Origin of the sequence: Paenibacillus pabuli, assembly GCF_039831995.1 — a bacterium.
Lineage (GTDB): Bacteria > Bacillota > Bacilli > Paenibacillales > Paenibacillaceae > Paenibacillus > Paenibacillus pabuli_C.
The window spans coordinates 257,039-268,729 of record NZ_JBDOIO010000003.1; the positions used below are offsets into that span (position 1 = coordinate 257,039).

Here is an 11,691-nt window from a genome sequence, read left to right on the forward strand (position 1 = left end):
AATGGCATGACTAAGAATTCAGGAGCATCGATATTACCTTGCAATTGTCCGGTTAAAAGTTGTGCTTACATATGATAGTATGGGAATAAAATGACTTCGTTCTATAGAGAAAATCATTCATAAGGGGGAATACGAATGATGAATGTGTTATTGGTGGATGATGAGCCGTGGGTACTCGAAGGCCTGAGAACTATGGTGAATTGGGACAAATACGGTTTTCGCATCTGTGGTGAGGCGGAGAATGGCAATGCCGCCTGGTCCATGATCGAAAGTCTTCAACCGGATCTGGTGTTTACAGATATTCATATGCCCTCCGTGAGTGGCCTGGAACTGATCGACCGTTCCAAGCATGAGCTGGCCAAAGCACCCCGATTCGTTATATTAAGTGGATATGACAGCTTCGAGTATGTGAAAACAGCGCTGGAGCAGAGAGTAGAGGACTACTTGCTCAAGCCAATTGATGAGATCGAGATAGAAAACATATTGGAACAGATGGGCCGTAAAATTCAGGAAGAACAGATTTCGGCAGAAGTACACCAGCGTGATCGTGCTCTGTATGTGAATTGTTTATTTGAGCGCCTGATTCAAGGGGAAGACAGCAGGGAGCTGCAGGACGAAGTGAATACCATGCTGCACATGGAAGGTCATGAGTATATGGCCTGTCTTCTAATTGCGACGGATATAAGTAAAGATGACGTAAGAAGGCGAATACACGCTTTTGGTGGTGTCCATTGGTCGGAACCTTTTGTGGATGCTGAAGGAAACCTCGGAGTGTTCGCTGCCGATATCGATAATTCTTTGAAGCTGCTTGAGTCAATGGGCAGAAATATCGTGGAGACCTATGCTGGTCATTCGTCCATGATTGTGGCCGTTGGACATCATTCGGGCACAGAATTCGGTATGCGGTCTGCCTACGAGAAAGCTTTGTTTGCTTTGAGATGGAAGCGTTATCAGGGAGGGGGCGGATTTGTTCATCATCAGGATCTGCCGCAGAGTGACCCATTGGCCAGCGTAAATCAAAAAGATTTAGCCAATCTGATGGAAGTCATTCTTTCTGGTGAACAGGATAGGTTGGAAGGGAAGATTCAAGCACTTCTTGCTGATCCTGACTTAGGATTGCCTTTCTCCAATATGGAATACGTCCGGGTTCAATTGCTTGCCCTTGAAATGAGTATTCTCAAGGAGTTGAAAGAGCTGGATGGCGATATGGGCAGTTTTATGCTTCACGTTCAGAACATGGCAGGCGGTATCACCAAGATCAATTCATTTCCTGCGTTTAGGGAATACGCACATCTGTTAAGTCTGAACGCGCTGAAGGCGCTCCAGGAGCAGCGGCAAGAGAAGGAATGCAGCACGGTGTTTCGTGTAGTGCAGTATGTGAATCAGGAGTTCCGCGAGAAGCTGCAGCTTCAGGAGCTCGCACAGCGGTTTCATATGAATGCCAATTATTTGGGGCAGGCATTCAAACAGCAGACCGGCAAAACGTTCCGGGAGTACTTAAACGATAAACGGATTGAAGAAGCGAAGAGGCTGCTGCGTCAAAGCTGCATGAGTATTGCCGATGTTGCGGCACATTCGGGTTACCCGAATGCAGACTATTTTGTATGTCAGTTCAAACGAATGACTGGCGCGGCACCTTCTGTATATCGAAAGCAGCAATAGGTCCCTGGAAAGATGAGAAGCTTGAACGAAGGATGGCGATAGCTAACATGTTTAGAAAAATCCGTTTCCGCAGCATCGTGAACGATATTCCCTTGAATTATAAATTTATATTGATTTATGTAATTGGCATCTTGCTTCCCATCTTTGTTAGTAATGTTCTGTTTATGGATCGGATGTCCGGCCTGATCAAGGAGCGAGAGGAGCAAAATTTGCAAATATCACTGGAGCGTGCACGAAAGGATATCCATACCATGATTGATGGCGGTATCGCTGTCAGTCATGCCTTGATCACGGACAAGTTGTTGTCCGAATCCATGGATCGGGTGTACGACGGCCAACTGGATTTCTATAACACACTCGATGAACAGCTTCGCCACCGGGTGACTTCCTATATTCCGGTAAACAATCAAATTCAGCGAATAGGGGTTTACACCGAGAATCCCACCATTGTGCCTGGCGGGGATTATTATGTTCTGGACGACACAATGCGCTCCAGCACCTGGTTCAAGCAGTGGGAATCGGGTGGGGAATCCCTAAGATTGCTCGCGTACCGAGATCAGGCAACGAATGATCGTGCGGCGACCTCTTCATATTTAAGCGTGATCGAAAAAATGGACTATTACAACGCCGACAACTCTTATCAGAAGCTGGTTCGTATCGATTTCTACGTCAATCGTTTTTATGACGTGATTGCTCGGGAAAAAAGTTCTCTGGATCTGTATCTGGTGAATGCTCAGAATCAAATTATCGTGTCTGCGGATGACAAGTATCAGGGCGAGGTGGACAGCAATTATGCTTTGTTCGATATCGGCAAGGCGGAAGACAAAGACATACATATCGTTCCAATAGGTAATGCCAGCTATGTGAAGGGTTGGAAACTCATTGGTGTTCCCCAGGGAACGCGTGTCAAACAAGCGATGTTATCGATGCAGCTTTATTTTGGGATGCTGGCCGGGATTATTACCCTGATCACTTCCATTTTCATTTATGTCATGCTCCGTTCCTACAATTATCGTGTTAAGCGACTGTCGAGACATATGCAGAAGGTGGGTAACGAGAAATTCGAATTGATCAACATTGACGGTGGACAAGACGAGATTGGTCATTTGATTCGCAATTTCAATATGATGACGGCACGAATCCATTCATTGATTAACAATGTGTACAAACTTGAAATTCAGCAGCGGAGCCAGGAGGCTGAACGCATCCGCGCCGAGCTTAATTTGCTGCAAAGCCAGATGAATCCCCACTTTTTATTCAATACGTTGAATGCGCTGCTTGTGGTTAGTACCAAAAATAATTATGCGGACGTTAAGGATATAATCAAAGATCTGTCCAAGCTGCTTCGCCGGTTGTTGAACTGGAAGGACGATGTGGTCACGCTGGAGGAGGAAATGAGCTTCACGGTCATGTACCTGGGAATTGAGAAGTTCCGTTTCCGGGACAAATTTGAATACTGCATTGACATCGCCGATGAGGCGAGAGGATATAAAATACCGAAAATGAGCATCCAGCAATTGGCCGAAAATGCTTGCAAACATGGCATTCAAGCGATTGAGGGAGTTGGTTGTGTGAAGATTCAAGCTGAAATTGTAAATGAGCATCTGCGCGTTGTTGTATCCGACAATGGCAAGGGCATGGATAAGGAGCGGCTGCAAGAGGTTCTCTACCACATGCGGAGCAAGGAAGAGAGCGGAGGATACAATATTGGTATACGAAATGTATATCGCCGTCTCGAATTGTACTATGACGATAAAGTGAATTTTAACCTGTTAAGCAGAATCGGTGAAGGTACTGAGGTATCCTTCGAAATCCCGTTGCAGCTGTTGGAACGTCAGGATGTAAAAGGAGGGGTGGACCATGGCATTTAAAGTGCTGTTAATCGACGATGAGCCCTTGGCGCTCGAAGGCCTGCAGTTATGGATACCTTGGGAAGATCTTGGATTTGAGGTATGTGGGGTCTGCGAAAACGGTGCGGAAGGTTTGAAACGAATGGAGGAATTGGAGCCTGATCTTGTCATGGTCGATATTCATATGCCAATGATGGATGGCCTTGAGATGATTGAAGAATGGAGACGCAGAGGCAACCAGGCAACGAAATTCATTATTCTTACTGGGTACAGCGATTTTGATTATGCACGAAAGGCGCTTAAATTCAAAGTTTCCCGCTATTTGCTTAAACCGCTGGATGAGGAAGAGGCGGAGCGAGAGATTCGTCAGATGGGACAGGAACTGATCAAGGCACAGGAGCAGCTTTATATTGGTCAGATTGCACAGAGAGAGCAGGAACATTTGACGATGAAAAAGGCTCTCATGGGGGAGGATCTTTCCGCAGAAGATGCCCGCTTCATGGAATCCCTGTCCCGGTCATCTGATGTTTGGAATGTATGCCTCATTCAGATTGCGGGAGAGGATTACGGCAGGTGGAGCGCGATTGCAGCAGAGTTTATGGATGGATCAGAAGCCGGGTATATGATTCGCTTGCGAAATGATCTTGTTTCTATTGTCTTTGGCGAAGTTGAATCTGACTCCAGGGGAATGAACAACGCGGCAAGAAATCGATTGGAGGGACTGGCCCGCCGTCTGGCGGGCTTTCGTTCATTTATGGCGATTGGTGCAGCCGAATCCTCCCTTATGCGCATCAGTCATTCCCGGCTAACAGCAGAGACAGCGCTCCTGCATGCCTTTTATGAACCGGATCGGAACGTCATTATGGACTATGACAGGCTCCAAAATCACTCTTTCCAAAGGAATTACGATCAGGTAGAACTTCTGAAGAGAATACTGGAGACCTTTCAACTTATTGATCACGCTGCCTACCGGTCCGCAGTGGATTATATTGATCAATCCTTTCGGCAGATACGAGTCCACCCGGAGGAGGCCCGCAAATTTGTGATCTATCTGCTCCATGAAATTCGGACAACGATGAGGGCTCGACTGGCGGAGGAATCAGGAGCTTCAAACCGTCTGTTTGATATCCCGAATTTGGATGAAGGGCTGCTGACATTTGATGATCTGATCGGCATGCTGCAATCGTGCGGGCGAGTCTGCTTCGAGCTGTTGCTTAAGGAGAATGCCTTCGAGGCGCAGGGGATTGTACAGGATATCAACGATTACATTCATGTGCACTACCGGGAGGGACTGACCATTAAGATGCTGGCGGAACGATTCTTTCTTCATCCAGCCTACCTTGGACAGCTGCTCATCCGAAAAAATGGGATTGGCTTCAATGAACTGTTACATAACTTGCGGATTGAGGAAGCTTGTCGCCTGCTGCGTTTGAATCAATACAAGAATAGTGAGGTCTCTGAGAAAGTTGGATATTCCACGTACCATCATTTTTTAAAGCAGTTTGAAAAAAGGCTGGATATGTCACCTAATGAATATAAGAAAAATGTCTAACCAAATATCATCTGAAAACCACCATCTGTAGAAACCTTTAAGTTATACAACGAAAACCTGAGCTTTTCTCGGAAAGAGCTATAATTCGAATGTATTTTCCATGTGGAGATAAATTTATAATGAAATTATTCAAATGAAAGGGCTTTCATGAATGCAAGATCAAACTTTGGAGGTGCTTTATGGGGGACAGTAAAAAGAAGCTTTTCCGTATGGGGGCAACATTGTTGTTGTCACTGGGCGTTGTGCTGGCTGGTTGTTCAGGCGGTACAAATGATCCGGGCAGCGGAGAAGAGGGAAGTGGAACAGAGGTAGGGCCGGACAATCCGATAGAAATCTCGGTATTTCTGAACGAGGCCGGGCAGCAGCCAACCGCTGACAACAAGATATACAAGAAAATGAAGGAAGAGCTTGGTGTAACATTCAAATTCGAATTCCTGGCCGGTGACAAAAACCAAAAGCTCGGCGTCATGATTGCCGGTGGAGATTATCCAGATCTGATCTCTGCGGATACCAAACTGACAGCAGCAGGTTCTGTCATTCCGCTTGAAGATCTGATTGAGGAGCATGCGCCTAATCTGAAAAAGCATTATGAGAAGTACTGGAATCAAATGAAGGACCCGAATGATGGACATATTTACTATCTGCCGAACTATGGTGCATACAACGGCGAAGTGGCTGACACCTATTACAGCGGTCCCGCGTTCTGGATTCAAAAAGCCGTACTGAAAGAGTTCGGTTACCCGACTCCAAAAACACTGGATGAATACTTCGACCTGATCGCGAAATACAAAGAGAAATATCCGACTATTGACGGCAAGCCGACCATCGGTTTTGAGGTCCTGAACTATGACTGGAAAAACTGGGGCCTGCTGAACCCGCCGCAGCATTTGATCGGTCATCCGAATGATGGCGGAGTGGTCGTCAACGATGGCAAGGCGGAGATCTTCGCCGATAAGGATTATGCCAAACAGTACTATCAGAAGCTAAATGAAATCAATGCCCAAGGCTTGCTTGATAAGGAAGCGTTTGCACAGAACTACGACCAATATATGGCCAAATTGTCTAGTGGTTCCGTACTCGGCATGTTCGATCAACATTGGAATTTCCAAAGCGCGGAAGATTCACTCATAACGCAAGACAAAATTGAACGCACTTATGTAGGTTTCCCGCTTGTGTATGACAGCAGCATCAAAGACTATTATCGTGACCGTGCAGCACTGAATCTCAACAATGGTTTCGGTATTACCGTGAGTGCCAAAGACCCTGTAAAAATCCTCAAAGTGCTCGATAAACTGATGGAGGAAGAATGGCAGAAAACACTCACTTGGGGCATTGTGGATCAAGACTATTATGTCAATGAAGAAGGCCGCTTCATGAAGACACAAGAACAACGCGACAATGCAGCAGATGCTGCTTGGAAGCTTGCCAACAAAGCTGACGCATTTTATGGAACTGCGCCAAAAACGGAAGGGTACTTTAGCGATGGCAACGCAACTTCGGCAAGTAATCAGCCAGAAGAATACCAGGCAAGCCTGAAACCGTTTGACAAGGAAGTTTTGGATGCATATGGTTTCAAAAGCTATGTCGATTTCTTCAGTGCTCCACCAGAGAATCCGGTGACTTACCCTGCTTGGTCTGTCGATGTGGTAGAGGGATCTCCAGCCAAGATTGCCAATACGAAGTTGAACGAATTGTCGACCAAATATTTGCCAAAAGCAATCTTGGCCGGTACATCAGAGTTTGACAATGTTTGGAACGAATACGTTTCCGAGATTCAAAAGCTTGACATCAAGGCATATGAAGATCGTATCAATGAAGTGTTGAAGTGGAGAATTGATAACTGGTCTGTGAAATAAAAACAACTTAGTGTCAGGAAGGAAGATAACCTTCCTTCCTGATTTTTTTTAAAAATGGTTGTGGCAGGACGTAGTCGTTTACCTTGGAAGATACGTTGTTTCGACGTTTTCCTTTGATTATAAAGATGGATAGGGAGCTTGATATTATGGAGGAAATTGTAGTGGGTACCGAGCCGCTCCGCCCGAAGAAAAAACCGAAAATCAGGCGGATTACCTGGCAGAATATTAAAGCACAGAGACAACTCATTTGGATGTCTGTTCCTCTGCTTGCGTACATTATTGTCTTTGCGTATGTACCTGTATGGGGTTGGACGATGGCCTTTCAGGATTATAAACCGGCCCGGAGTTTCTCGCAGCAAACCTGGGTAGGGTTCAAGCATTTTCAGTTTTTGTTTACCGATGACAATTTCTTACGCGTGCTTCGCAATACGCTCGCCATGAGTATTATCAATATGATTCTGGGTTTCGTTACCGCTATTGTTTTGGCATTATTACTCAATGAGATCAAGAAGGTCATGTGGAAGCGGACGGTACAGACCATCTCGTATCTGCCTCACTTCTTATCATGGATTATCGTTACCGGCATCGTAGCAACTTCGCTTGCATCGGACGGCATTATCAACGATATCCTCATGAAACTGCACTTAATCAATGAGCCTATTCTATGGCTGACGGAAGGTAAATATTTCTGGGGCGTTGTTGCAAGTTCCCATATTTGGAAGGAAGTTGGATGGAGCACTATTATTTATTTGGCGGCCATGGCCTCTATTGACCCGGCACAGTATGAAGCTGCCGATATTGATGGAGCCAATCGATATCAAAAAATGTGGAATGTCACCTTGCCAGGAATCAAGCCTACCATTGTCATCCTGCTAATTATGTCGATTGGGCATATTCTGGAGGCCGGCTTCGAGGTTCAGTATTTGCTGGGTAACGGATTGGTTGTTGACTGGGCGGAAACGATTGATATCTTCGTGCTCAAATACGGGATTGCACAGGGTAACTATTCGCTTGCGACTGCAGGCGGGATATTCAAGACCGTGGTCAGCATTACGATGTTGCTTGTAGCGAACTGGACTGCCAAGCGGCTTGGGGAAGAGAGGCTCTTATAAGATGAAAAAAACACCATTGTCCGGTTTAGGAAATACATCGGCGCTTTCTGTACGCCGTCCTGGTGCCAGAGGTCTTGAACCGTTTCTGTTCGGCACCTTTAACACGATCTTCATGATTTTGCTCGTAATCGTGACGCTGTATCCATTTTTAAACACGATTGTTGTTTCGTTTAATGCAGGGAATGACACCATTCGGGGAGGCTTATATTTATGGCCTCGTGATTTCACCTTGCAGAATTACAAAGCTGTTTTTGCATCGGGCACGATTTATAATGCATTTTTTATTTCCGTTGCACGTACAGTACTATCCACCGTGCTGAATATTTTCTTGACCACCATGCTCGCTTACACGCTGAGTCGGCGCGATTATATTTTCCGCAAGCTGATTACGACCATTTTTGTGCTGACGATGTATTTCAATGCAGGACTAATTCCGGGGTACTTCCTGATGAAGGATCTACATTTGATTAATTCCTTCTGGGTGTATGTCCTGCCATCACTGGTCAGTGCGTTTAACCTGATCGTCATTCGTACGTATATCTACACCATTCCCGAAAGCTTGATTGAATCAGCCAAAATCGACGGTGCAGGCGATTTCAGAATTTTCTGGAGAATCATTTTCCCACTATGTAAACCTGTGCTGGCGACCATTGCGCTCTTTGTCGCAGTAGGCGCGTGGAATTCCTGGTTCGATGCTTTTCTGTACACGTCATCACGTCAAGAGCTCAGCACGCTGCAATACGAATTGATGAAATTGTTGTCTTCCAGCATGAACGCCAACAGCAATCCTTCCGTTGCCAATGGTATAGGGGCAGAGCATTCGACTCAGGTAACCCCAATTTCCATTCGCGCGGCCGTGACCATTGTGGCTTCCGTTCCGATTTTGCTTGTATACCCGTTCATGCAAAAATACTTTGTCGTAGGACTTAATGTAGGGAGTGTGAAGGAATAAATGTCACAGCTTCAAGTACAACAAATTCGCTATGCGAACCCGATTCTTCCTGGTTTTTACCCGGATCCGAGCATTGTGAAGGCAGAGGATTACTTTTACCTTGTTTGCAGTTCGTTTGAGTATTTTCCGGGAGTTCCGATTTTTCGGAGCCCGGATCTGATTCACTGGGAGCAGATCGGCAACGTATTGGATCGGGTGAGCCAGCTTGATTTGACTGGTCAGAAGAGCTCGGACGGGATTTATGCCCCTGCGCTACGATACCACGAAGGCACGTTTTATATGATCACGACAGATGTTAGAGGTATCGGGAACTTTTATGTTACGGCAACCAACCCTGCCGGACCATGGTCTGATCCGATTCACATTCCGTATGGGGGAATCGACCCCTCTCTGTTTTTTGACGATGACGGAAAAGTGTATGTTACGGCTCAGCAAGGAGCGGACTACGATTCTCATGCCATTCAATATGAGATCGACATCACGACAGGAGAGGCGTTGTCCGAACCGCAGGTGGTATGGCACGGAGATGGTGGACCATGGACCGAGGGGCCGCACTTGTACAAAATCAACGGGATGTACTATATGATGTCTGCTTCCGGAGGGACGGCCAAGGAGCATCGCGAAATCATCGGTCGCAGCGAACATCCGTATGGTCCTTTCGAACGGTATCCAGAGCCGATTCTGACTCACCGCCATTTGGACCACCCTATCCAGTATTTGGGCCATGCCGATCTGGTGGAGGATCATCACGGTGATTGGTGGGCTGTATTCCTTGGCGTCCGCTTGACAGAAGATGGATATAGCGTGCTTGGACGCGAAACATTCCTGGCACCGGTTGTCTGGAATGAGGGCTGGCCGCACATTGACAACAATGAAGGCACGGTAAGTCTGGACATGACGATTCAACGTATGCCGATGTCCGTTCCTTCTCAAGCGGATGGTAATGCAGCAATTGTTGCAGGCCGGGATGAATTCAATGAAGAACTGGGTCCGCAGTGGATGTTTGTGCGCAATCCGTCAGAAGGAGCATGCTCCATAACGGAAAATCCGGGTTCTTTGACACTTTACGGGCAGGAGGCAAATCTCAGCGACGTTGGTCAGGTTACGTTTGTAGGCCGGAGACAGCAGCATCTTCAGGCCTGCTACACAACCAGCATGACATTTGTCCCGGTTACGGATGGAGAAGAAGCGGGCATGTGCATTCGCAGGGATGAGGATGCGCATTATGAGCTTGGTGTTAAAAGGTCGGAAGGACGCAACCTCATTTTTGCCCGTCTGACGGTACGTGGAGAGTCGAAGCTCGTGTACGAGAATGAGACTGAAGCAGAGCAGCTGTTTCTTCGGATTGAATCAACGGAGAAGGACTATAAGCTGAGCTGCTCCTTGGATGAACTGGACTGGGTAAGTCTTGGCACGGGTTCGGCACGGGGCATCTCTCCGGAGGACTTTGTGCATAAAATGTGCTTTACCGGAGCGGTAGTGGGGTTATATGCCACTGGCAATGGCCAGGCAAGTCATACACCTGCACGCTTCGATTGGTTCGATTATGAAATCTAGCTAACTGATCTAACGAGACGAACTAATATTACTTATTCGGTAATCAGGAGGAGGGGAATTATGGAATCCAGGCGTGAAGAGGAATCATTGAAGGCTTTATATAAGGATGCTTTTCATATCGGTGCAGCGGTTAATCCCCGGACGATCGACAGCCAGCGCTCGCTGCTGGCCTACCACTTCAACAGCTTGACAGCAGAAAATGAAATGAAATTTTCAAGCATACACCCGGAGGAGAATCTGTACACGTTCGAGAACGCAGACGTTATAGCTGCATTTGCCAGAGAGCAAGGCATGGCACTGCGAGGACATACGCTGGTCTGGCATAATCAGACTCCCGATTGGTTGTTCGAAAACGAAACGGGCGGAAAGGCGGAGCGGGATCTACTGCTCGAACGGCTTCGCTCGCATATTCAGACTGTCGTCGGCAGATATAAGGATGTGATCTACTGCTGGGATGTTGTGAATGAGGTCATCTCCGATGAGAATGATGAAAGTGCATTTCTGCGGCCTTCCAAATGGCTGGATATTGCCGGGGAGGACTTTATTGCCAAAGCATTCGAGTTTGCTCATGAAGCAGATCCACAGGCTCTCTTGTTTTATAACGACTACAACGAGTCCAACCCGCATAAGCGGGAGCGCATCTACCGACTTGTTCGTTCACTGCTGGATCAAGGCGTACCGATTCATGGGGTAGGTTTGCAGGCACACTGGAATTTATACGACCCCACACTGGACGACATGCGTGCTGCAATTGAGCGTTATGCCCAGCTTGGTCTTCAGCTTCAGCTCACTGAACTTGACGTATCGGTATTTCGCTTTGAAGACCGACGTACGGACCTGACTCGTCCTGAGAAGGGGATGCTGGAACTGCAAGCCGAGCGATATGAATCCATTTTCCGTCTGCTTTACGAATATCGTGAACACATCAGCGCCGTCACATTCTGGGGGGCAGCCGATGATTATACCTGGCTTGATCATTTCCCGGTCAAAGGCAGGAAAAATTGGCCATTTTTGTTCGATGAGTCGCATGCTCCCAAACCGGCTTATGAGCGCGTTGCTCAGATTCCGAAGCATGCTGCAATGGAGAAAAAGTGATACTTATATCGTTCAAGTGACCGAAAAAATGTTGAAATTGAATCGATCTCTTTTG

8 protein-coding genes are annotated in these 11,691 nt (G+C 46.8%); all 8 read left to right on the forward strand.

Annotation, left to right across the window (positions count from 1 at the left end; translation table 11 throughout):
- Positions 1–135: 135 nt before the first annotated feature.
- On the forward strand, positions 136–1,662 hold the full coding sequence (locus ABGV42_RS03505; RefSeq protein WP_347380398.1) for a response regulator transcription factor: 1,527 nt from the start codon (positions 136–138) through the stop codon (positions 1,660–1,662).
- A gap of 47 nt (positions 1,663–1,709) precedes the next feature.
- Complete coding sequence (locus ABGV42_RS03510) at positions 1,710–3,533, forward strand: sensor histidine kinase (RefSeq protein ID WP_347380399.1); 1,824 nt, start codon at positions 1,710–1,712, stop codon at positions 3,531–3,533.
- Positions 3,523–5,064 (forward strand): response regulator transcription factor, encoded by a 1,542-nt coding sequence (locus tag ABGV42_RS03515; protein ID WP_347380400.1) that lies wholly within the window; start codon positions 3,523–3,525, stop codon positions 5,062–5,064. The genes ABGV42_RS03510 and ABGV42_RS03515 overlap by 11 nt, the downstream gene beginning before the upstream one ends.
- A gap of 179 nt (positions 5,065–5,243) precedes the next feature.
- Positions 5,244–6,920, forward strand: coding sequence for a sugar ABC transporter substrate-binding protein (locus ABGV42_RS03520; protein WP_347380401.1), 1,677 nt, complete (start codon positions 5,244–5,246; stop codon positions 6,918–6,920).
- A gap of 146 nt (positions 6,921–7,066) precedes the next feature.
- A complete protein-coding gene (locus tag ABGV42_RS03525; RefSeq protein ID WP_347380402.1) occupies positions 7,067–8,032 on the forward strand; it encodes an ABC transporter permease in 966 nt (321 codons plus the stop codon).
- Between the two features lie 112 nt (positions 8,033–8,144).
- Entirely contained in the window at positions 8,145–8,984 is an 840-nt protein-coding gene (locus tag ABGV42_RS03530) for a carbohydrate ABC transporter permease (RefSeq protein ID WP_347383130.1), read from the forward strand.
- The gene (locus ABGV42_RS03535) at positions 8,985–10,541 is read left to right on the forward strand and encodes a glycoside hydrolase family 43 protein (protein WP_347380403.1); all 1,557 of its coding nucleotides are present in this window, start codon (positions 8,985–8,987) and stop codon (positions 10,539–10,541) included.
- Between the two features lie 60 nt (positions 10,542–10,601).
- A complete protein-coding gene (locus ABGV42_RS03540; protein ID WP_431523596.1) occupies positions 10,602–11,636 on the forward strand; it encodes an endo-1,4-beta-xylanase in 1,035 nt (344 codons plus the stop codon).
- Positions 11,637–11,691: the final 55 nt, after the last annotated feature.